A 22,110-nucleotide genomic window follows, 5' to 3' on the forward strand; every position below is an offset into this window, starting at 1 on the left:
CATTTTTAAGCATGTTAAGCCTTTTAGAAATTTTGATTAATTATATCATCAAAATTTCTAAATAAATAAAAATTATCCAAAAGCTCCATTTAAGTATGCTTTTGTTTTTTCTTGTTTTGGATTTTCAAAAAATTCTTTACTTTCACCAAATTCTACAAGTTCACCTAGATGAAAAAATGCAGTATAATCAGCCACGCGCTTACCTTGTTGCATGTTATGCGTTACCATGATCATAGAAAGATTATGACTTAATTCTTTAATAAGCTCTTCTATAACGCTTGAAGATATAGGATCAAGTGCAGAAGTTGGTTCATCTAAAAGTAATAATTTTGGCTTTATGGCCAAAGCTCTTGCAATACAAAGGCGTTGTTGCTGACCACCTGAAAGTGCTAGAGCATTTTGTTTTAGTTTATCCTTTACCTCCTCAAAAAGCCCTACTTTTTTAAGACAATCTTCCACCAAAGCATCTTCTTCATCTTTGTTTTTGATCATCCCATGGAGTTTTGGAGCATAAGAAATATTATCATAAATGCTTTTTACAAAAACATTAGGTTGTTGAAATACCATTCCAACTTTTTTTCTAAGCACGACTAAATCTTGATTTTTAACATCTTTTCCATCAATCTCAACAAGACCATCGATTTTTGCTATTTTGTCATTCATCCTATTAAAACAACGCAAAAATGTGGATTTTCCACATCCTGAAGCACCTATTAAAGCTGTGATTTTATTTTTTTGAATTTCCATATTAATATCAAATAAAGCTTGTTTTTTACCATAAAATAAATTTAGATTTGTTGTTTTTGCTATCATTTTAATTTTCCTTGAAAATATCTTCTTAAAAGTATTGCTGCTAAATTTAAAATCACTAAAAGAGATAAAAGCACTATAATCCCTGCTGCTGTTCTTTCTAAAAATGCACGCTCTGGCATAGCTGACCATGAAAAAATTTGAGCAGGTAAAACACTTGTTGGTGCAAAAACACTATTTGCCACATCAGGTATAAAAGCTATCATACCTATAATCATCAAAGGTGCGGTTTCGCCAATAGCTTGAGCTAAAGTTAAAATAGAACCTGTTAAAATCATAGGCATTGCCAAAGGTAGCATAATGCCTTTTATCATTTGAATTTTAGTCATGCCTAAAGCATATGCTGCATTTTTCATATTAATATCCACACTTTTTAAGGCAGCTTTAGTTGAAACAATAATAATAGGTAAGCTCATAATAGCCAAAGTTAATCCTCCAACTAAAGCACTAGAACGAGGCATCCCAAAAAGATTAATAAACACCCCAAGTCCTAAAAGTCCAAATAAAATACTAGGAATACTTGCAAGGTTATTAATACACACTTCTATAAAATGCGTAAATACATTTTGCGGAGCAAATTCTTCTAAATAAATAGCTGCTCCAACTCCTATTGGGATACTTACAACCATACAAACTATCATCACAAGTAAAGTTCCAACCACAGAAGCAAAGATTCCTGAATTTTCAGGTGATTTAGAATCTCCATTAAGGAAAAAATTTGTGTTAAAACTTAGTTTTATTTCTTGCTTTTGAACTAATTCATCAACTAAAGTTTTTTGTTCATCGCTTAGTTTATTGTAGTTTTTTTTCATATATTGATCAACTTCAGAATTTGCTAAAAGCCAAGATTTTTCTTTGATTTGACCTGTTCTTATTTTCCTTTGTTCAGCACGCGATAAAAGCTCATATGAAGGGCTATTTCTATCAGCCTGGGCATAAATGTAAGTTTGCTTAAAAGCTCCTATCCCAAGATACCCTACGCTTGATAAAAAAATACAAAGAAAAATAAGGTTTATATAAAGCCCCATTTTACAGAATCTTTTGAAATTTTTTGAAGCTTTTTTTCTTTGTTTAAAAAGTTTTTTCATAAATTTTTCCTTTTATGGAAGCGATTTATCAAATAAACGCTAAAAATATTAATGATTAATGTAATAATAAAAAGCACAAGCCCTAAAGAAAATGCACTTAAAGCTAAAGAACTATCAAAAGCTTGATCACCGCTTAATGCTTCTACTATTTTTACAGTCACTGTTGTCATATCTTCTAAAAAATTCATTGTTAAATTTGGACGCAATGAAGCAGCCATAACAACAATCATTGTTTCACCTAAAGCTCTTGAAAGTCCTAAAAGACAAGCTGCAACTATACCTGGCATTGCTTCTGGTAAAATTACTGCAAAAACGACTTCTTTTTTAGTCATACCTAAAGCATAAGCTCCATTTATCCTTTTTAAACTTACAGCTTCAATGCAATCTTGTGAGAGTGAAGCCACTATAGGAACTATCATAATACCCATGATAAAACCTGCACCTAGGGCACTTTGAAAACTAGCTTCTATACCAAAAAGAGAAAAAAACCACACTATAAAAGGAGCTACAACTATGGCTGCGAAAAATCCAAAAACTACAGTAGGAATTCCTGCTATGATTTCTAAAATAGGTTTTAAATAGTTTTTAGATTTTTTACCTGCAAATACTCCAAGATAAATAGCACACATTACACCTAAAGGTAAGGCTGTTAGCATTGCTATTAATGAAATATAAAAAGTTCCCCAAAATAAACTCAAAGCACCAAAAACCCCATGCTTGCTACTTCCATCAGCACCTACAAATGCAGCATCTGCTGCCCACTGACTTGAGAATAAAAAAGTAAATACGCTTTCTTTTTGAAAAAATTTTAATGCCTCTATTAAAATAGTTAGCATAATAGCAAAGCTTACTACTACGCTAACAAAAGCACAAAGAAAAAGCGTTAATTTTATTATTTTTTCTTTTATCAATTTTTCATCCTAAAAATTAAAAAACTTTCCCTGCTTTAACAAGCTCATCAGTTAATAAACCTTTTTCTTCTATATGTTTTTGGGTTTGTTTTAAAGTTTTTTCATCCAAAGGAACTAATCCTATTTTTTCTAATTCTGCTCCGCTTTTAGCTAAATCATCACTCATATAAATTTTTGCAAATTCAAATACTTCTGGATTTTTCTTAGCATTCATATATATAAACAAAGAACGAGCTAGTTTATATTTTCCTTCGGAAATATTCTTCTCATCAGCTTTTACACCATCAATATCAACTGCATTAATCTTATCATCATTACTAGCTAAAAATCCGTATCCAAAAAGCCCAAAAGCTTCTTTATCAACAGAAAGTTTTGAAACAATTAAATTATCGTTTTCTCCGCTTGGTATAAATGCTCCATCTTGGCGTATAGTTTTATATGCACCTTTATATTCAGGAATTTTTTTAGAAATATCTACCATTACAAGCTCTTCTATACTATCTCTTGTTCCTGAACTTGATGGAGGACCATAGATTGTAATTTTTCTATTTGGTAGATTTTTATTGATTTGTTGCCAATTTGTATAAGGATTTGGGACTAATTTTCCATCTTGTGGAATTTCTTTGGCCAAAGCTAAAAATAACTCATGTAAGCTTATATTTAATGGAGCATTGATTTTATTTTGAGCTAAAACTATGCCATCATAGCCTATCATAATCCCGACTATATCACTCACACCTGATTTTTTACAAGTTTCAAATTCACTTGGCTTGATTGCTCTTGAAGCATTAGAAATATCAGTAATTCCCTCGCAAAACACTTTAAAACCACCGCCTGTGCCAAGACTTTCAACTATAGGTGTTTTTGTATTTTTTATAGAAGCATACTCTTCAGCAACAAAAGAAGTAAAAGGATAGACAGTAGATGAACCTGCTATTTTTAATTCTGCTGCGTTTAAACTAACAAAGGTAGCCACACTTAAAGCCAAAAGTTTTTTCATTTTTTCTCCTTGTTTTAAAAAAGTAATGAAAATTTAAAAAAACTTGGAAACATTTTGGATACATGTATTTTTTGATATAATTTTATATGCTAAATGTTATTTTGATAGAAGATGATAAAGATTTAAATGAGTTAATTAGTTTAAGACTTGGTCAAGAAAATATAAAAATTTATAATTATTTTGATTTTTTTGACTTAGAAACCTTTCTAGATACAAATGAAATAGACTTAATCATCATGGATAGAAATTTACCAAGTGGCGATAGTGTAGAGATGATAAAACAATTAAGAAAAAAAGGTTATATGGAGCCTGTGATTTTTCTTAGTGCAAAGACTTTACAAAAAGATATTTTAGAAGGTTTTGAGCAAGGCTGTGATGATTATATATGCAAACCTTTTGATTTTAATGAACTTTTATTTAGAATCAAAGCCGTAACTAAAAGAAATAAAACTCCAAAAGAACAAATTTCTTATCAAGATTTTACTTTATATATAGAAGAGAGAAAATTAATTCATCAAACAAATACATTTGACAATTTATCAACCCTAGATGTAGAATTACTCAAGTGTTTTTTTAATCACAAAAATCAACTTCTAAGCCGTCAATTTTTAAGTGAGCAGGTATGGAAAAATGACACAACAAGCGATAAGACAATCAATACGGCTATTTTAAGATTAAAACAAAAAATTCCACAAATTAAAGAAAATATCATTTCAGTGCGCTCGGTGGGTTATAAATTGTGTTAAAAATCAGAAATTTTTTTGCTTTATTTTTTATATGTTTTTGTATATTTTTTATAGGATTGTTTTATTTTGTTAATGAGCAATATATAAATAACACTATAAAAAGCACTTATGAGCAAAAATTAAAAACCTTGAATGATACATTAAAATTTAGCATTATAAAAACACTCAATACAAACAACATTCAAGAATTTTCTCAACAAACAAGAGCAGATTTTATCATCAAAAAAGATGGAAAAACCATCTCATCTTTAGATGATTTTGATTTCTTTAAAAATCAATTTAACGCAGATTTTACACATGAATTTTTTAATAATAAAGAAATTTATTATAAAGCTTATCAATATGAAGGATATAAATACATCATCATTGTTTATCCAAAAATAAATGCAAAAATACAAGATTTTTGGATAAAAAATATTTTGATTTTTTTACTTTTTTTAGCAGTATTAACTGCAATATATATTTTTATATTTAACTTTTTTAAAAAATACTTTCAAGAATTACTTTTGTTTATTAAAAATATAAAGAGTCAATCAGAATTTCATTTTACAAAGAACTTTTTTTATGATTTAAATTCTTTAAATTTAAGATTATTAAAAATAAAAAAGTTATTTTATGAGAAAGAATTACAAAATAAAAAACAAGCCAAAAAAATTAAAATGAAAAACACTCAACTTTCAAATTTAATCAGTGCTATTTCACATGAGTTAAAAAATCCTTTAAGTGTTATAAATTTAAGTTTGCAATCTTTAGAAAAAGAACATAATGATGAAACTATGAGAAAAATTATGCTTGAAAAAATTCACAAGCAAAGCATAAAAATCAACCAACTAACACACAAACTAAATTTTGTTTTTAATTTAAATATCACATCTTTAAATGAAGAAAATTTTGATTTATATGCTTTAAGTAAAAATATTGTTGAAAATTTTAATGAAAGCAGGATTAAAATTCAAGGAGAGCAAACTTTCATAAAAGCAGATTCTTTTCTCATTGAGCAAGTTATTATTAATCTCATTAGCAATGCACTAAAATATAGTCAAAAAGATATTTTTATTGAAGTTAAAAACCAAGAATTTACTATACAAGATCAAGGCATAGGCATAGAGGAAAAATATTTAAAACTAATCACAAAAAAATTTTATAAAATCAATACTAGCCAAAACAATTCTTTTGGACTAGGATTGTTTTTAGTTAAAAAAATACTCACTTTACACAAAAGTTCTTTAAAAATTCAATCTAACCCACAAAAAGGCAGTGTTTTTTCTTTTAGTATAAAAAATACAAAATAATTTTTTTATTATTAATATCTTTTTAATAAAACTATATTAATATAATAAAGCAATAACACTTAAAGGAGAGAAAATGCTTTCAAAAGAAGTAGTAGCTTTATTAAATGAGCAAATTAATAAAGAAATGTATGCAGCAAATTTGTATTTGAGTATGAGTTCATGGTGCTATGAGCATAGTTTTGATGGTGCAGGGGCGTTTTTGTTCGAGCATGCAAGAGAAGAAAGCGATCATGCTAGAAAACTCATCACTTATTTGAATGAAACTGATTCTAAAGTAGAATTAAAAGAAGTTAAAAAACCTGATAGTGATTTTAAATCATTGCTTGATGTATTTGAAAAAACTTTTGAGCATGAGCAAAGTATCACTGCTTCTATTAATAATCTTGTAGATTTTATGCTTTCAAGTAAAGATTATTCTACTTTTAATTTTCTACAATGGTATGTAAGCGAACAACACGAAGAGGAAGCGCTTTTTAGAGGTATAGTAGATAAAATCAAACTCATAAGCGATAATGGCAATGGCTTATACATGGTAGATCAATACATCAAAAGTCTGACTAATAAATAATTTTTAGCTTCCATAAATTTGGAAGCTAAATATCTTTTAATTTAAAAGAATTCTTGCAAAATAAAAGTAAATTTGCTAAAATACTTTTTATTTAAAAGGATTTTTATGCAAATGAATGAAATTACTGATAAATTAAAATTTATACTCCAAAAAGAAGGAATAAAAAACGCCAAAGATTCTGATGTAGCTAAGATGCTAAATATCAATCCTGATACCTTTTATAGTATGAAATTTAGAAATTCCATACCTTATAAACAAATACTTCATTTTTTAAATGAGAGAAATATTAATATCAATGCGTTTTTTTATGAAGATTCCCTTGAGAGTAATACTCTAACGCATGATCTAAACTATAATGTTTTAAAATATTATGATGTTAATGCTTCTATGGGAGGTGGAGCTTTAAATGATAATGTAAGTTTTTCAGAAGTGATTATAGATGAAAAGCTAAGTGATTTTTTTGACTCTAAAGATTGTGATATCATCCCATGTATAGGCGATAGCATGGAGCCTGAAATCAAAGATGATTCTTTGTGTTTAGTAGATAAAAGCAAAAGCTTTAAAGAAGGTGGAGTTTTTGCAGTAAATACCAGAGATGGTTTATTTATCAAACAAATTTTTAAAAGCAATAAAGGCGGAGTTTATTTACACTCTTTTAACCTAAGTTATGCGGATGTTCATTATCAAAATGGAGACTTTTTAATTGTAGGTAAGGTAGTAGGGACTATTAGTAGAATTTAATATTTAGCAAATAAGTTCTTTTTCTATATGATAATTTTTATTATTTAAATTAATAAAAAGTTAATAAATTATATTTTTAAGTTAATTTTTATTAAAAAATAGTCAAAATTATGTTTTAAAAGTTAATAGATAATAAATAAGAGTGTTTTTATCTTTTAACAAAACTACATGAAAGGGAAGTTATGAAACATAAACTAGCTAAAGTCGCCACTTATGCTTGTTTAGCATTGGGCATTAGTTTGACTACACAAGCTTTTGCTTCTTCAGAGCCTAGAACCCTTGATGGTTATGTGGCTCAAGAAGATGCATTTTTTGATTATCTTTATAAAAATCACCCTATTTTTAAATATGAAAAAGAAGGGCGTTTGGTGGGTAAATTTACCCATAGTGATAGAACTGAAAATTGGGTTGTAAATCAAAATGGAGCTAAATTTGCTGCCGAGCATGATTTAAAACAAGCTTCTATTACTTATCGCTTGCCTTATGAATCTTTTTTGGATTTTCCAAACAAATTTGTGGGTCCAAAAAAATGTGGCGAATGCCATCCTGCTCAATATGCTTCTTGGGAGCGCTCTCGTCATGCAAAAACCGTGCGTTTTCCACATGAAATGGAAGAAGTTGGTGGAGCTGAAGGTTTGAAAAAACCTATGTATAATTCTCAAGCTACTATTTTACCCGATGGAATTTATCCAAATGATGTTTATGCTCTCATTGGAACGCCAAGAACAAAATATGGTTTTATAGATAGATGGCTTGTGCGTGGAACTTACCATGTTGAAGATGGAAATTTGAGTGATTTAAGTGGTAAATTAACCGCTGGAGGTAATCAATTTTCAAGACTTTGGAGTGAGTTTTTAACCCCTGAAATGGCACAAAAAATAGCTGCATTTGCACCTGGTTTTCCTACTAAAATGGAAGATTTTGGAGGAAATGGCTCTCAAGTATGGGGAACAAACTCTTATGCTGCAACCTATAAAGAAAAAGCGGTTTTCCAACCTGCTACTGCGTATTGTGAAACCTGTCATACTTTTAAATTTGACTTTAAAAGCAAGGAAGAATTTTACAAAGCACTGGGTAATCCAAAAGAACTTCAAAAACATACCATCTCAAAAGGCATTACTTGCGAGGAATGCCATGGGGCTGGAGCACATCTTTATGGAGCAAGAGGTGCGGGTATGCCATCAAATTGTGAAAGATGTCATCAAAGATTTTCATACAATGAAACCGATGCTAAAATCAATCCTAGAAAACCTTTCAATGCGTATTTTAAATCAAGTTGTCCTGCGTGTGGAACAGAAGGTGCTCAAATGTATTCTTCAGCACACTACGATAAGGGTATGAGATGTAATACTTGTCATGATCCGCATGAAGTAACTTTTAATGATTGGAAAAGCGGTTATACTAAAACAAAACTTAAAAAAACTTGCAAAGATTGTCATGAAACTCAAGCAAGCTTTTTCAAAAAAGGTGGAATTCACGCAAAAGATAACTGTACAGCTTGTCACATGCCAAATATGATGAGTTGTGAAAACTTTGGAGCAGTTCAAAACCCTGATAAAGGTGGATTTGATAATGTTAGAGCTTCACATATTTGGAATATCAAAGTAGATAAAACCGCAAAAACACTTAATCCACCAGAAGGTAAAGAAAGATCGCCTAAAGTTGGTGGTTGGACCATAGCTAGAGATGATGAAGGTAGATTCTTCCTTGATTTAATGTGGAGTTGTGGTAGAACTAGTTTTAGTGATATTAACCTAATGGGTCCTGGTGCAAGTGGTTGTCATAGTCCTGTACAATCAACCTTACCTGAAAAACTTCACTTTAGCAATCAAGAAATGATTTATGATAAAGTAATGCAGTGGCAAAACCCTGTTAAAGAAGGATATGAGAAAATTAGAAAAGGTATAGCAAATATTGATAAAACTTTTGCTGAAAAAAATAAACTTTCAATAGAGCAAAAATCAAAAGTATTAAGCCTAACAAATCAAGCTCAAGCCATAGCTGATAGACTAGAAAAAGATGGTTCTTGGGGTGTTCATGGACCTGCTTATTCTAAGAAAATCATAGAAGAAGCTTTAATTTATATCCAAGAAGCACAAAATATCCTAAATGGTAAATAAAAACAAAGGAAGAATGAAAAATTCTTCCTTAAAATAAGGAGCTAGTCTTGAAAAATTTAATTACTCGACTTTTTATTGTGCTTTTTACTCTTTTTATGCCATCAGGATTTATTTTTGCTGAGGCTAATGGAGAAATAGGCTCAATAGAAGGTGTAAAAAGCATTAGCTTAGCACAAGCTCAAGAAATGCTAGATCAAAACAATACTTATTTTTTTGATGTCAATTCAGAGCAAGATAGACAAGCTAATGGCTATATACCTAATTCCATATCAACCTATGTGGAAAATTGGCAAAATTTACTACCTAATGATAAAAATGCAAATTTAGTATTTTATGGTTTAAATCGTTTTAGATTTGAAGCTTCTCAAGCTGCTGCAGTTGCTATAGAACTTGGCTATAAAAACTCTGTTGTAATGCTTGATGGTATAGAATCATGGGTAACTTCAGGTAGAAAAGTTGAAAAAATAGACACAGTTAAATGGGAAAAAGCTAAAGAAATTATCGAGTTTAAAGATACTATTCACTCAAGATTTAAATTTAGCAATACCCCATCTTGTCGTGATTGTCATGCTCAAAAAGGTAAAGGCATTAGAGCTGATATTGCAGCAAGTAAAAACTTAATCAATCAAAAATGTGCAACTTGCCATGAAAAAGCAAGCAATGCTTTAGCAAAAAGCGCTCATGGAGTAGAAAAGTTCTTACCTGCTCAAGATATGCAAAAGAAAAAAGAAAAACCATCTTGTGCGACTTGTCACTCTATTCATATTACCCCAAAACATTCAGGAATTTATTCACAAAAACAATTAGTCGATCAAAAATGTGCACAATGCCATAAACAAAAAAGTGCAACTTTTCATATGACTTTCCATGGTAAAGGCATGATATTAAGTACACCGGGTGAAACTCCAAGTGTTGCTACTTGTTCTGATTGTCATGGCAAACACAATATTTTAAAATCAAGTGAAAGAAGCTCAACCCTCTCGCCAATTAACCGTGTTCAAACTTGCAAATCATGCCACCCAAATGCAAATGAAAATTTCGCAAATTGGATGGCACATGCTGATCATAGTGATGGTGAAAAATATCCTGGATTACATGGTGCTTATATATTCATGACTATTTTGGTCATTTCTGTATTTGTTTTCTTTGGAGCCCATACTATACTTTGGTGCTTGCGTTTAATTGCTATGCGTATAAAATATCCTAAAGAATGGAAAGAAGCAAGAAAAGCAGCACATGAAGATAAAGTAAGAGTAAGAAGATTTAGCACTTTTCATAGAATTCAGCATTTTTTTATGGCAGTTAGCTTTTTGGGTCTTGCATTCTCAGGCTTACCGCAAAAATTCTATGATTCAGCATGGGCTAAACCTATGATTGATTTAATGGGTGGAGATATCATTAACGCTGCAACCATACATCATATTTCAGCCATAGTAATGTTTGCAGTATTTTTCTCTCACATTGGAGAAATCATCATCGTAAATTGGAAACGCCGTGATGTAGCAAGGGATCCAATAACTGGCAAAATAAGCTTTATGAAAGTTTTAAAAGCTACTTTTGGACCTGATTCTTTAATGCCAAATTGGCAAGATTTTAAAGATATGAAAGATCATTTTAAATGGTTCTTTGGTTTTGGACCAAGACCGCAATTTGACCGCTGGACTTATTGGGAAAAATTTGACTATCTAGCAGTATTTTGGGGTATGTTTATCATTGGTATTTCAGGGCTTATTTTATGGTTTCCTGCTTTCTTTGGTAAATTTTTACCAGGTGAAGCAATCAACTTAGCAACCCTACTTCACTCTGATGAAGCTTTACTTGCTACAGGATTTATTTTTGCAATTCACTTCTTTAATACGCATTTTAGAGCAGATCGCTTCCCTATGGATATGGTGATTTTTTCAGGAAGTATTAGCGAAGAAGAGATTAAACAAGAAAGAAATGTATGGTATAAACGCTTAAAAGAAAGTGGAAAATTAAGCACTTTATATGAAAATAAAAGTAACTTCAAAGCATATCAATGGCTAGCTAAACTTGCAGGATTTGCAATGCTAATCACTGGTTTGGTATTTTTATTTTTAATGCTTTATACTTTCTTTAACACTATCTTATAACCTTATTCGCTATAATAGCGAATAAGGACTTTTTCTAATTTTTTCAAGGATTTTAAATGTTTAAAACAATACTCTCACTTAGTTTTTTAAGTATTTTTTTTATAGCTTGTTCTAATGAAGAAAAACTTGATTCTAATTTAATCTCAAGCGGTACACAATTTTCTAAAGAAAATTTACAAAAAGCAAATGATTTAGATAAAAAATCTTATGAAGAAATAGCTCATTTATTTAAAGATAATGCAAATATAAAAAGTGATGATAAAAACATTTTAATCATTTTCAGCGCAAATCACTGCCTTTATTGTGATAAATTAAAAGAAGAAATTAAAAATGATAAAAAAATACAAGAACTTATAAAAGACAAATACAGCTCATATTATATAAATATAAGCTATAAAAAAATTCATACATTTTATAAAAACCATAAAAGTGACTTAAGTACAGCTGAACTTTCTAGTATTTATGATATAGTAGCCACCCCTACTATTGTAATTTTAAACAAAAATAGCCAAACTTTGCTAAATTATCCTGGTTTTATTAGCGCAAAAAGACTAAGCGCTACAATGGAGTTTTTAAATCAAAAAGAAAATCAAAATTTAGACGAAGCAACCATAGCACAAAAACTCATACATTTTTATAAAGAAAATAATATTTAAAGGTTAAAAATGCAGTATTTTTTTTCTTTTGCAATGAGTTTTTTGCTAATGAGCATATATGCCATAGCTTGTGCTGTGGCAACCTTTATAGAAAATGATTTTGGTATTAGTGCAGCTAAAGCTTTAATTTATAATAATGCTTGGTTTGATATGTTGCATTTATTACTAGGTTTAAATTTAATCGGAGTGATATTTTGTAACAAGCTTTTTCAAAAGAAAAAATACTCTATCTTGCTTTTACATTTATCTTTTATAGTGATTTTAATCGGTGCTGGACTTACTAGATATTTTGGCTTAGAAGGTGGAATGCATATAAGAGAAAATCAAAGCTCGAGTACCATAGTTACTAGAGAAGAATTTATAAAAATTACTGATTTTGATACTAATGCCAGTTTTGAATTTCCTATTAGCTTTACCCCGCTAACTCAAAAGCATTTTAAAAAAACTATTGACTTAAATGGCGAAAAATTAATCATAAGCTCTATCAAATACACTCCACAAAAAGACTCTATCACACCTGCTAGCTTAAAATTAAATATTAATTATCAAAAAGCAAATACACAAATAATCTTAAATCCAAATTTTACAAACAAACAAGCAGTGCATTTTAACTTACAGGGAAAAAATTTTACTATCAATTGGGGACCAAGAGAAATTAAGCTTCCTTTTGCATTACACTTAAAAGATTTTATACTAGAGCGTTATTTAGGCTCTATGAGTCCATCTTCTTATACTTCAAAAATTCAAATCATAGATAAGCAAAATAATATTAATCTAGATTATGATATTTTTATGAATAATGTTCTTGATTATGGTGGATATAGATTTTTTCAAAGCTCTTATGATCAAGATGAGCAAGGCACTATACTTTCAGTTAATAAAGATCCTGGTAAAATCCCTACTTATATAGGTTATACTTTATTGATTTTGGGATTTTTATGGGTTTTATTTGATAAAAACTCAAGATTTCATCGTTTAAGCATTTATTTAAAAAAAGGTCAAAGTTTTGTATTGTTTATTTTGCTTTTTGCAAATTTACAAACTCCACTTTTTGCACAAGAAGATAAAAATGAAATTTTAAATTTAATCTCGAATTTGCAAAAAAATTCCTATGAACATTCTTTAAATTTTGCAAGATTACTTGTGCAAGATCATAATGGTAGAATCAAGCCTTTAGATACTTTGGCAATGGAGTTTGTTTATAAAATCACTCAAAAAGAAAAATTTTTAAATCTTCACTATGATCAAATTTTTCTAGCAATGATGATTTATCCTAAAGAATTTAGAAAAATCAAAATGATAGCTACAAAAACAAGCAAGCTAAGAGAATTAATAGGCACAGATATAAATGAAAAATACATAGCATTTGATGATGTGTTTGATAATGAGGTATATAAACTTAGTAATTATGTTGAGGAAGCTAACCGCAAAAAGCCCTCACTAAGAACTAACTTCGATAAAGATTTACTAGCCTTAGATGAAAAAATAAATCATGCATATTATATTTATAGCGGTCAAGCTTTAACTATTTTTCCTGATATTAATGAACAAAGTTTAAAGTGGTATTCTCCGGTGCAAATTTTACCTTTTGCAAAAGAAGATGTAGAGCGTTTACAAATGCTTTTAGTTAGCTATTTTTTACAAGTTCGCAATGGTGTTGAAAATAATCAATGGCAAGATGCGAATGAAATTTTACAATCTTTAAAAGATTTTCAAAATCACTATGGAAGCAGTGTTTTACCACCAAAAGAAAGATTAGATCTTGAAATACTGCTTAATCATTACAATATCTTTGATAATCTAACTTTTGTTTATATTAGCTTTGCGTTAGTGTTTTTCTTTTTAAGTTTTTATACTATATTAAAAAATATTTCTTTATCTGCCTTTGTATATAGATTTTTTTACATCATTTTAAGTATATGTGTAATCATACATGCACTAGCTTTAAGCATTCGTTGGTATGTAGGTGGGCATGCTCCTTGGAGTAATGCTTATGAAAGCATGATTTACATAGCTTTTGCTTGTGCGATAAGTGCTGTGATATTTTTTAAAAAATCACTCTTAGCTTTATGTGGTGCGAGTTTTTTAGCAGGCATTTCGCTTTTTGTAGCTCATCTTGGCTTTATGGATCCTCAAATTGGAAATTTAGTACCTGTTTTAAAATCATATTGGCTTAATATTCATGTTTCTATTATAACAGCAAGTTATGGATTTTTAGCACTTTGTTTTATTATAGGGATTTTGAGTTTAATTCTTTTTGCTTTAAGGGATAAAAATAAAAATATAGATTTAAACATCATTAAATTACACTGCGTTAATGAAATGTCTATGATAATAGGACTTGCAATGCTTACAATAGGAAATTTTTTAGGCGGAGTTTGGGCTAATGAAAGCTGGGGAAGATATTGGGGTTGGGATCCAAAAGAAACTTGGGCTTTGATTTCTATTGTAGTTTATACTATAGTATTGCACTTAAGATTTATTTTTAAAACTTATTTTATTTTTGTTTTTGCAAGTGCTAGTGTTTTAGCCTTTTATAGCATATTAATGACTTATTTTGGAGTGAATTTTTATCTTTCTGGGCTTCATTCTTATGCAAATGGTGATGCTTTTCCTATACCAACTTTTGTGTATGTTTTGATTGTACTTAATTTTATTTTAATTATTAGCGCAGGAAGAAAAAGGGATTTAAATACGCCTAGTTTTTAAACTAGGCTTTGCTTTTTTCTATTTCTTGAAGTGCATGGATAAGATCTTTTAAATTTTCATAAGGAATATGAACTTTCCAATCTATTCCATTTTCTTTTTTCAAAGCCACACCTATACTTAAGACATCATTACTTCCTATACCATAAGGATTAGAAAGATTACAAAGGCTTATTTCTCCACTTTTACTGCCATGTAATTCTATAGTTTTAAATATTTTTTTACTCATGTTTATCCCTAAAAGCTGTGATAATTTTTGCTTGAAATTTTAACCAATCTTTTTGAAGCATGATAGGAAAACCACCATAAACCCTAGCACCTTCTAAATTTTTAGTGACCCCACCTCTTGCGGCTATGGTAGCAAAATCCCCTATTTCTAAATGCCCACTTGTAGCACTTTGCCCACCCATAGTAACATTTTTACCCAAAATACTTGAACCTGAAATTCCACTTTGAGCTACTATAAGACAATTCTCCCCTACTTCACAATTATGCCCTACTTGAACAAGATTATCAATCTTTGTGCCTTGCTTTATGATAGTGCTTTCAAAAACTGCTCTATCAATAGTCGTGCAAGCTCCAACTTCTACAAAATCTTCTAGAATAACATTTCCATTATGATAAATCTTATAATGCTCGCCATTTTTTGTATGCGCATAGCCAAAACCATCACTACCTATAACACAATTTGCCAGTAAATGACATTTTTTACCTATTTTAGTGTCATTATAAATCACAACATTTGGATGGATTGTAGTATATTCACCTATACTTACATTATCGCCTATATAAGCTCCTGCCATTATCACTACATGATCAGCTATTTGGACATTTTCTCCAATATAAACATTTGGCATAATCTTGGCACTTTTAGCGATTTTAGAATTTTTCTTTTCACTAGAAATTAAAGGTTTAGCAAAAAGCTTACTTAAAAGCGCAAAAGATAAATGTGGATTATCAACAACTAATTTAACACAATCTTTTGAAACTAAATTTTCAAATTCTTTTGAGACTAATATAGCCCCAGCTCCACTACTTGTAATTTTTTTAGAGTTTTTTTCTCCATCGCAATAACTAAGTTCAGTAAAACTTGCATTATTTAATGAATTTAAAGCTGTAATTTCTATATCATCTCCGCAATATTCTATGCCTAAAAATTTAGCAATTTCACTAATTTTCATTTTACCTCCATTAAAATAGAACCACTTCTAACTACACTAATAGGATTATACTTTTTCATAGTTTTTAAAAAGTTATCGATATTTTTTGCATCATCACTTGCCATTACTATAATAAACTCATCATCACTATAAGTCACACTGCCATTATAAGCTTTTAATATGGCATCTAAACCTGCAAAATTTTCATTTAAAGCAATCTTTACCAAAGCTGTTTCTTTTTCTATAAAATCACTAGAATCAATTACCTTATAAGTAGGTATGAGTTTATGAAGTTGTTTTATGATTTGCTCAAAAACTTTTTCATCGCCTAAAGTAACGATATTTATCCTTGAGAATTCTTTATCATCAAGTGGAGCAACCGTAAGAGATTCTATATTATAACCGCGTCCTGAAAAAAGCCCGACAACGCGTGATAATACCCCATGCTCATTTAATACAATGACAGAAATTACTCTTCTTTTCATTTTTTATCCTTGTTTTTATAGCTAGGTAAAATCATATTATAAATAGCTCCGCCCGCAGGAACCATAGGTAATACATCTTCATAACGATCTATAGCTACATTTAAAACACAAGTTTTTTTAGATTCTAAGGCTGCTTTAAAAGTTTTTTGAAATTCTTCTTTATTAAAAACATTATAACCCTCACAATGAAAACCTTTAGCAATAGTAACAAAATCAGGTTGACTTGTTAGATCTGTATTAGAAAATCTTTCTTTATAAAACATACTTTGCCATTGTCTTACCATACCTAAAAAAGAATTATTTAAAATGATATTAATCACTTTAATTCCATAAGCACTTGCTGTCATTAGCTCTTGTATATTCATTAAAAAAGAACCATCGCCTACAAAATTTATTACAACTTCTTCATCTACAGCTAATTTAGCCCCAAGTGCGGCCGGTAAAGAATACCCCATAGTTCCTTGCCCACCGCTTGTTGCAAGTTGTCTAGCATAATTAAAAGGATAAAATTGCGCTACCCACATTTGATGTTGCCCCACATCAGTAATTATCCTTGCATCAGGAGCTAATCTAGCACATTCTTCTATAACCCATTGAGGTTTTAAAACTTCATCGCTATCTTCATAGATTAAAGGATATAATTGTTGATAGTTTTGTAAAGTTTTAAACCATTCTTGGTATTTTGTGTTGTCAAAACTTTCTTTTTTTAATTCTTCTAAGGTATCTAAAATAACACTTTTAATATCCCCAACTATAGGAAAATGCGCTTCGATGATTTTAGAAATAGAGCTTGGATCTATATCAATATGAACGATTTTTGCACCCTTAGCAAACTCACTTGTTTTACCAGTAATCCTATCATCAAACCTAGCACCCACAGCAATGAGCAAATCACACTCACTTAAAGCGATATTTGCACAATAACTTCCATGCATACCTGCCATTTTTAAATTAAGCTCATCATCACTTCTTAAAATCCCTAGAGCCATCAAAGTTTCAACTGCAGGAATTTGGCAAAAATGAATCAAATCTCTTAATTCGTCACTAGCATTAGAAGCTATACAACCTCCACCTAGGTAAAATAAAGGTTTTTGGGCATTTTTAATCAAACTTACTAATTTTTTAATTTGCTTGATATTTCCTTTATAGGTTGGCTTGTAAGTTTTCATAGAAATTTCTTTAGGATAATGCCATACACCCATAGCAGCAGTAACATCTTTAGGTATATCAATATGCACAGGCCCTTTTCTACCTGTTGTAGCAATATAAAAAGCTTCTTTTAAAATTTTAGGTAATTCTTCGATATTTTTTACTAAATAATTATGCTTTACACAAGGTCTTGAAATACCTATAGCATCGATTTCTTGAAAAGCATCTGTTCCTATTAAAGAATTTGCAACTTGAGCTGAAATTAAAACCAAAGGTATAGAATCACTATAAACAGTAGCTAAACCTGTAACTGTATTAGTAAAACCAGGTCCACTTGTAACTACTGCCACACCAACTTTACCACTCATTCTAGCATAAGCATCAGCACTATGTAAGGCCGCTTGCTCGTGTCTGACTAAAATGTGTTTAAAATGAGTTTGCTTATAAATTTCATCATAAATATTTAAAGCCGCACCACCAGGATAACCAAAAACTACTTTAACATTTTCTTCTTTTAATGCTTCACAAATCATTTGCGAGCCATTTAGCTCTTTCATTATTTTACCTTTTTGCTTAAAATGGAAAATATTATAACGATAATTTAATAAATATTATTTCACAAGAAAGAGTTTCTTGCAAATCAAGAAACTACTTGTGCTTTTTTAGCGTATTCTATACCTAAATCAAAAGCTTTTGCATTTGCCTCTTTAGTTTTTGCAGGTACCATATCAAGCATAGTTTGTTTTAATGCATCAATATCAATACATTTACTCATATAAGCAGCTATAGCTAAAGCAACGACTGATTGAGTAGCTACATTCCCTACTTCTTCTTTAGCTATAGTAATAATAGGAATTTCAAAAATTTTCCATCTTGCATAATCTTCTTTACTTGGATGAACTAAATTTGGCTCTATAACTATAACACCACCATCACAAACACCATCTTTGAAACTATGATAACCTTTATCAGCAGTTGAAAGCATAAAACTAACTTCACCTTCTACTGCATAAGGAAAAAAGATTTCATTTTCATCAATGATAATATCAACCTTAGTTGGCCCACCTCTAACTTGAGAAGTATAAGTAGAAGCTTTAAAAGCATTACGCCCTTCTTTAATGGCGGCTTTAGCTAGAATTTCACCTGCAGTGATAACCCCTTGTCCACCTTCACCACAAAATCTTAATTGATATTTCATTTTAATACTCCCAAATCAACCATTCTTTTTTCTTTCAAGGCTCTTCTAACTTCCTCATAAGCTTCACAATATTCTGTTTTACTTTCATCTTGGTGTAAAATTCCTGTAGGGAATTTATCCGCTCTTTGTTCATAGTCTAATTGTTCAAATTTAGACTTTTCAATACAACGATTTTTAATCCAATCAAGCATGCTTACAGCTTCGCCCATTTTGTTTTTTCTACCTAGATTAATATGGCAGTTTGAAAATACATCTACAAAACTATAACCTTTGTGAGATAAAGCTTTAAAAATGATATTTTCAAGCTTATTTGCCTCTATAACATTTGTTCTTGCTACAAAAGAAGCCCCAGCGGCTTTAGTAAGCTCACAAGCATCAAAATTTGGGTCTATATTACCTGCTTGAGCTGTAACAGTGTAAAAGCCTTGTGGGGTAGTTGGTGAAGTTTGTGAATTTGTAAGACCATAAATAAAATTATTGATTAAAATATGAGTTAAATCTATATTTCTTCTACATCCATGGATGGTATGATTTCCACCAATTGCTAAAGTATCGCCATCTCCACTTACTACGATTACATGTTTTTTAGGGTTTGCCAGTTTAATCCCTGTTGCATAAGCAATAGCTCGACCATGAGTCGTATGGACTGTATTGCAATTTACATAAGAACTCATTCTACCACTACAACCTATACCAGAAACTAAGCAAACATCATCCATATTCCAGCCAAGTTTTTGAATAGCTCTAATAATAGCTTTTAAAACAACACCATCCCCACAACCCCAGCACCATTGTGTTGGAAGTTTATCTACTCTTAAATATTCATCATAATTAAAAGCCATTTTACATATTCTCCTTTACTTTAGCAATAATTTCACTTGGGGTTATAGGGCGACCATTTGCACGGTGCAAGCTAATAAAATCATCTCTTTTACTTACTCTTTGAATTTCTTCTAAATATTGCCCCATATTAAGCTCACTTACCATAACTTTTTCAAATTTAGATACTACTTGAGCTATTTTTTTCTCAGCAACTGGATAAAGGGTAATAGGTCTAAAAAGCCCTACTTTTAAACCCTCTTCTCTAAGTCTTAAAATAGCTTCTTTAGCAGATCTTGCAACGCTACCATAGGCGATGATTAAAAACTGCGCATCATCACACATAAACTCTTCATAAGTACAAATTTCATCGGTATTATTTTTAATCTTACCAAATAATCTTTTGATATTTTTATCTACTATTGCTCCATCTTCTGTTGGAAAGCCTATGTCTCCATGATGAAGTCCTGTGATATGATAACGATAACCTTCAAAGAAAGGATTTAATGTGGCAGCTTCATTTTCACCTGCTGCATAAGGTTTGTAATCTTTTTTATCGCCCGTAAATTTTTTGCGGTTGATAATTTCTAATTCTTCTAAATCAGGTAATTTTGCCTTACCATTCATGTGTCCTATGGTTTCATCTAAAAGCAAAAATACTGGAGTCATGTATTTTTCAGCTAAATTAAAAGCTCTAATAGTTTCAGTGTAAGCTTCCTCTAATGAAGCAGGAGCTAAAGCTATACTTGCATAATCTCCATGTGTTGGAGCTTTTGCTTGAAATAAATCACCTTGCGCAACCCTTGTTGGAAGACCGGTTGAAGGACCACCTCTCATAACATTTACAATTACTAGTGGAATTTCAGCTATAAAACCCAAACCAATTTGTTCAGCTTTTAAAGAAATTCCCGGCCCGCTGCTTGCTGTCATGGATTTTACTCCACTCATAGAAGCACCTAAGGCCACGCTAATACCCGAAATTTCATCTTCCATCTGTATAAAAGTACCATCATTTTTTGGCAACATATGGCTTAGTTCATGTGCTATTTCAGAACTTGGGGTAATTGGATAACCACCAAAAAATTTACAGCCACAATCAATCGCAGCTTTGGCTACTAAAACATTACCTGTTGATATAACTTCTCTCATTTTATTTTCCTATGCATTTAGTTTTTTGTATTTATTTTCTTTGACAGCTTGTGCTCTTTCTTTAGCTTCTGGCGTAAGCTTTGCAAATTTAAATTCATCTCTTTTGGCAACAAAAATCGCAAAATCAGGACAGTGACTTTCACATTCACTACAGCCTATACAAGAATCAGGATGAACCACTTCTATCATCTGTCCTAAAACTGCACTGATTTCATCTCTCATTGCTAAAACTCCGGCTGGACAATAGCTAACACAGATATTACAAGCCTTACATCTTGCTTCATCAACCCAAACTGGTGTATTCTCTGGAGCAATCATTAATATTCCTTTCTAGTTTTTTGTAATTTTCTAATGATTTTTTATTAAAAATTATTTTTAAAACAAACTTTTTATTATAGCGAATTTATAGCATGATTAAATATTATTTAAAAGATAAAATAAAACTAATAAGATTTTATAACACAAAGTAACATTAGGAGTAAAAAACTCCTAAAAAATTATTTATAATTATACTGAATAAAAGAATTTTCTAATGCAATTTGTTCTTGATTGTCTAATTTTAATTCTAAAGTTTCAAGCACCCCATCAAGACTAATCCTTGCCATAACTCCAAAAGCTTTTTTTCTTATGCTATATTCTCCATCTAAAATCACACATACTGGTAAAAATTCTCCACTTTTTAAAGCCTCTATCATTCTCACGCAAGCACTAGCAGGAGCTAAATAGGCTGAAGTTTTTAAATATTTTATAATTTTAGCACCACCGGTTTTAACCTCTTGTTCAATTTGAACAATATCTTGCTTATTTAAGACTTCACTTAAAGCTTTATTTTGCACTTTACTTTGAGATTTTACCAAAACCATACTATCATTGTGAAAACCTATAAGCTTAGTATCTATATAAGAAGTTTTTATATCTAATTTTTTGCTCACTTCGTATTTAAATCTAGCATTATCTAAAACACCTGCCATAGCAATGATTTTTTTTAATGAAAATAATTTACTTTCATAAAGAGCGTTGAGTAAAAAATCTACAGGATTGCTTACTATGATAAACAAAGGATCGTTGTTAAATTTTTTAATATTTTTTGCACACTCAAGCATAATTTTAGAATTAATAGCAAAAAGCTCATCTCTACTTTGACCTTCTTTTCTAGCTACACCTGCACTAAAAATAACCACTTGAGAATCTTTTGAGTATGTATAATCATCCGTACAAGTTATTTTAATATCAAAATTAAAAGCAGCTATGCTTTGACTTAGTTCTAATTCTCTAGCAAAAAGCAAGTCTTTATTAATATCAATCAATATAATCTCATCTATTAATTCTCTTAAAATTAAAGCATAAGCAATGCTTGCACCGACATTTCCTGCTCCTATGATGGTAATTTTCATCTTA

21 protein-coding genes are annotated in these 22,110 nt (G+C 30.3%); 8 read left to right on the forward strand and 13 right to left on the reverse strand.

Going from position 1 to position 22,110, the window contains the following annotated elements; translation table 11 throughout:
* Positions 1–72: 72 nt before the first annotated feature.
* From pstB to L8W40_RS06280, 4 genes are read right to left on the reverse strand one after another with little or no spacing between them, the layout of a single operon-like run.
* Positions 73–813, reverse strand: a complete 741-nt coding sequence (gene pstB / locus L8W40_RS06265; RefSeq protein WP_133318867.1) for a phosphate ABC transporter ATP-binding protein PstB — start codon at positions 811–813, stop codon at positions 73–75.
* Positions 810–1,898, reverse strand: coding sequence for a phosphate ABC transporter permease PstA (pstA, locus tag L8W40_RS06270; protein ID WP_133318866.1), 1,089 nt, complete (start codon positions 1,896–1,898; stop codon positions 810–812). Before pstA ends, pstB begins: the two co-directional genes overlap by 4 nt.
* Positions 1,895–2,809, reverse strand: coding sequence for a phosphate ABC transporter permease subunit PstC (gene pstC / locus L8W40_RS06275; RefSeq protein WP_047208303.1), 915 nt, complete (start codon positions 2,807–2,809; stop codon positions 1,895–1,897). The genes pstA and pstC overlap by 4 nt, the downstream gene beginning before the upstream one ends.
* A gap of 16 nt (positions 2,810–2,825) precedes the next feature.
* Complete coding sequence (locus L8W40_RS06280; RefSeq protein WP_257928718.1) at positions 2,826–3,809, reverse strand: substrate-binding domain-containing protein; 984 nt, start codon at positions 3,807–3,809, stop codon at positions 2,826–2,828.
* Positions 3,810–3,895: 86 nt separating this feature from the next.
* Here L8W40_RS06280 and L8W40_RS06285 point away from each other — a divergent pair, with 86 nt between their 5' ends.
* From L8W40_RS06285 to ccsA, 8 genes are all read left to right on the forward strand, one after another.
* Positions 3,896–4,555, forward strand: coding sequence for a response regulator transcription factor (locus tag L8W40_RS06285; protein WP_263664948.1), 660 nt, complete (start codon positions 3,896–3,898; stop codon positions 4,553–4,555).
* 128 nt (positions 4,556–4,683) lie between these two features.
* A complete protein-coding gene (locus tag L8W40_RS06290) occupies positions 4,684–5,847 on the forward strand; it encodes a sensor histidine kinase (protein ID WP_263664949.1) in 1,164 nt (387 codons plus the stop codon).
* A gap of 73 nt (positions 5,848–5,920) precedes the next feature.
* Positions 5,921–6,415, forward strand: a complete 495-nt coding sequence (ftnA, locus tag L8W40_RS06295; RefSeq protein WP_220566403.1) for a non-heme ferritin — start codon at positions 5,921–5,923, stop codon at positions 6,413–6,415.
* 105 nt (positions 6,416–6,520) lie between these two features.
* Positions 6,521–7,156: a helix-turn-helix transcriptional regulator gene (locus L8W40_RS06300; protein ID WP_263664950.1), complete on the forward strand. Its 636-nt coding sequence runs from the start codon at positions 6,521–6,523 to the stop codon at positions 7,154–7,156.
* Positions 7,157–7,338: 182 nt separating this feature from the next.
* The gene (locus L8W40_RS06305; protein WP_133318862.1) at positions 7,339–9,276 is read left to right on the forward strand and encodes a multiheme c-type cytochrome; all 1,938 of its coding nucleotides are present in this window, start codon (positions 7,339–7,341) and stop codon (positions 9,274–9,276) included.
* A gap of 95 nt (positions 9,277–9,371) precedes the next feature.
* Entirely contained in the window at positions 9,372–11,390 is a 2,019-nt protein-coding gene (locus L8W40_RS06310) for a rhodanese-like domain-containing protein (RefSeq protein ID WP_412175458.1), read from the forward strand.
* Between the two features lie 56 nt (positions 11,391–11,446).
* Positions 11,447–12,046 carry a SoxW family protein gene (locus tag L8W40_RS06315; protein ID WP_263660777.1) on the forward strand — a complete coding sequence of 200 codons (600 nt, stop codon included), beginning with the start codon at positions 11,447–11,449 and terminating at the stop codon, positions 12,044–12,046.
* Between the two features lie 9 nt (positions 12,047–12,055).
* On the forward strand, positions 12,056–14,755 hold the full coding sequence (gene ccsA, locus L8W40_RS06320) for a cytochrome c biogenesis protein (protein ID WP_263664952.1): 2,700 nt from the start codon (positions 12,056–12,058) through the stop codon (positions 14,753–14,755).
* A 1-nt stretch (position 14,756) separates the two neighbouring features.
* On the opposite strand, the gene L8W40_RS06325 is transcribed toward ccsA, so the two are convergent.
* The 9 genes from L8W40_RS06325 to L8W40_RS06365 all read right to left on the reverse strand — a co-directional run bounded on the left by L8W40_RS06325 (position 14,757) and on the right by L8W40_RS06365 (position 22,106).
* A complete protein-coding gene (locus tag L8W40_RS06325; protein ID WP_133318859.1) occupies positions 14,757–14,981 on the reverse strand; it encodes a hypothetical protein in 225 nt (74 codons plus the stop codon).
* On the reverse strand, positions 14,974–15,933 hold the full coding sequence (gene lpxD / locus L8W40_RS06330) for a UDP-3-O-(3-hydroxymyristoyl)glucosamine N-acyltransferase (RefSeq protein WP_263664953.1): 960 nt from the start codon (positions 15,931–15,933) through the stop codon (positions 14,974–14,976). Before lpxD ends, L8W40_RS06325 begins: the two co-directional genes overlap by 8 nt.
* Entirely contained in the window at positions 15,930–16,397 is a 468-nt protein-coding gene (gene ilvN, locus L8W40_RS06335) for an acetolactate synthase small subunit (RefSeq protein ID WP_039626144.1), read from the reverse strand. The genes lpxD and ilvN overlap by 4 nt, the downstream gene beginning before the upstream one ends.
* Positions 16,394–18,103 (reverse strand): acetolactate synthase large subunit, encoded by a 1,710-nt coding sequence (locus L8W40_RS06340; RefSeq protein ID WP_263664954.1) that lies wholly within the window; start codon positions 18,101–18,103, stop codon positions 16,394–16,396. Before L8W40_RS06340 ends, ilvN begins: the two co-directional genes overlap by 4 nt.
* An 83-nt stretch (positions 18,104–18,186) precedes the next feature.
* Positions 18,187–18,744 carry a 2-oxoacid:acceptor oxidoreductase family protein gene (locus L8W40_RS06345; RefSeq protein WP_214118920.1) on the reverse strand — a complete coding sequence of 186 codons (558 nt, stop codon included), beginning with the start codon at positions 18,742–18,744 and terminating at the stop codon, positions 18,187–18,189.
* Positions 18,741–19,586 (reverse strand): 2-oxoglutarate ferredoxin oxidoreductase subunit beta, encoded by an 846-nt coding sequence (locus L8W40_RS06350; protein WP_220566397.1) that lies wholly within the window; start codon positions 19,584–19,586, stop codon positions 18,741–18,743. Before L8W40_RS06350 ends, L8W40_RS06345 begins: the two co-directional genes overlap by 4 nt.
* 1 nt (position 19,587) lies before the next feature.
* Positions 19,588–20,712: a 2-oxoglutarate synthase subunit alpha gene (locus L8W40_RS06355; RefSeq protein ID WP_039628358.1), complete on the reverse strand. Its 1,125-nt coding sequence runs from the start codon at positions 20,710–20,712 to the stop codon at positions 19,588–19,590.
* Between the two features lie 9 nt (positions 20,713–20,721).
* Entirely contained in the window at positions 20,722–21,036 is a 315-nt protein-coding gene (locus tag L8W40_RS06360; RefSeq protein ID WP_133318853.1) for a 4Fe-4S binding protein, read from the reverse strand.
* 173 nt (positions 21,037–21,209) lie between these two features.
* Positions 21,210–22,106, reverse strand: coding sequence for a malate dehydrogenase (locus L8W40_RS06365; RefSeq protein WP_263664955.1), 897 nt, complete (start codon positions 22,104–22,106; stop codon positions 21,210–21,212).
* Between the last annotated feature and the right edge of the window lie 4 nt (positions 22,107–22,110).

It is taken from the genome of Campylobacter sp. IFREMER_LSEM_CL1846 (assembly GCF_025772105.1).
In the GTDB taxonomy this organism is placed as follows: Bacteria; Campylobacterota; Campylobacteria; order Campylobacterales; family Campylobacteraceae; genus Campylobacter_D; species Campylobacter_D lari_D.

What these genes read in the sequence shown, in the direction of transcription:
- pstB (WP_133318867.1), bottom strand. Translation starts at nt 813, where the DNA reads ATGATAGCAAAAACAACAAATCTAAATTTATTTTATGGTAAAAAACAA.
- pstA (WP_133318866.1), bottom strand. Translation starts at nt 1,898, where the DNA reads ATGAAAAAACTTTTTAAACAAAGAAAAAAAGCTTCAAAAAATTTCAAA.
- L8W40_RS06280 (WP_257928718.1), bottom strand. Translation starts at nt 3,809, where the DNA reads ATGAAAAAACTTTTGGCTTTAAGTGTGGCTACCTTTGTTAGTTTAAAC.
- L8W40_RS06285 (WP_263664948.1), top strand. Translation starts at nt 3,896, where the DNA reads ATGCTAAATGTTATTTTGATAGAAGATGATAAAGATTTAAATGAGTTA.
- ftnA (WP_220566403.1), top strand. Translation starts at nt 5,921, where the DNA reads ATGCTTTCAAAAGAAGTAGTAGCTTTATTAAATGAGCAAATTAATAAA.
- L8W40_RS06300 (WP_263664950.1), top strand. Translation starts at nt 6,521, where the DNA reads ATGCAAATGAATGAAATTACTGATAAATTAAAATTTATACTCCAAAAA.
- L8W40_RS06305 (WP_133318862.1), top strand. Translation starts at nt 7,339, where the DNA reads ATGAAACATAAACTAGCTAAAGTCGCCACTTATGCTTGTTTAGCATTG.
- L8W40_RS06310 (WP_412175458.1), top strand. Translation starts at nt 9,372, where the DNA reads ATGCCATCAGGATTTATTTTTGCTGAGGCTAATGGAGAAATAGGCTCA.
- L8W40_RS06315 (WP_263660777.1), top strand. Translation starts at nt 11,447, where the DNA reads ATGTTTAAAACAATACTCTCACTTAGTTTTTTAAGTATTTTTTTTATA.
- ccsA (WP_263664952.1), top strand. Translation starts at nt 12,056, where the DNA reads ATGCAGTATTTTTTTTCTTTTGCAATGAGTTTTTTGCTAATGAGCATA.
- L8W40_RS06325 (WP_133318859.1), bottom strand. Translation starts at nt 14,981, where the DNA reads ATGAGTAAAAAAATATTTAAAACTATAGAATTACATGGCAGTAAAAGT.
- lpxD (WP_263664953.1), bottom strand. Translation starts at nt 15,933, where the DNA reads ATGAAAATTAGTGAAATTGCTAAATTTTTAGGCATAGAATATTGCGGA.
- ilvN (WP_039626144.1), bottom strand. Translation starts at nt 16,397, where the DNA reads ATGAAAAGAAGAGTAATTTCTGTCATTGTATTAAATGAGCATGGGGTA.
- L8W40_RS06340 (WP_263664954.1), bottom strand. Translation starts at nt 18,103, where the DNA reads ATGAAAGAGCTAAATGGCTCGCAAATGATTTGTGAAGCATTAAAAGAA.
- L8W40_RS06345 (WP_214118920.1), bottom strand. Translation starts at nt 18,744, where the DNA reads ATGAAATATCAATTAAGATTTTGTGGTGAAGGTGGACAAGGGGTTATC.
- L8W40_RS06350 (WP_220566397.1), bottom strand. Translation starts at nt 19,586, where the DNA reads ATGGCTTTTAATTATGATGAATATTTAAGAGTAGATAAACTTCCAACA.
- L8W40_RS06355 (WP_039628358.1), bottom strand. Translation starts at nt 20,712, where the DNA reads ATGAGAGAAGTTATATCAACAGGTAATGTTTTAGTAGCCAAAGCTGCG.
- L8W40_RS06365 (WP_263664955.1), bottom strand. Translation starts at nt 22,106, where the DNA reads ATGAAAATTACCATCATAGGAGCAGGAAATGTCGGTGCAAGCATTGCT.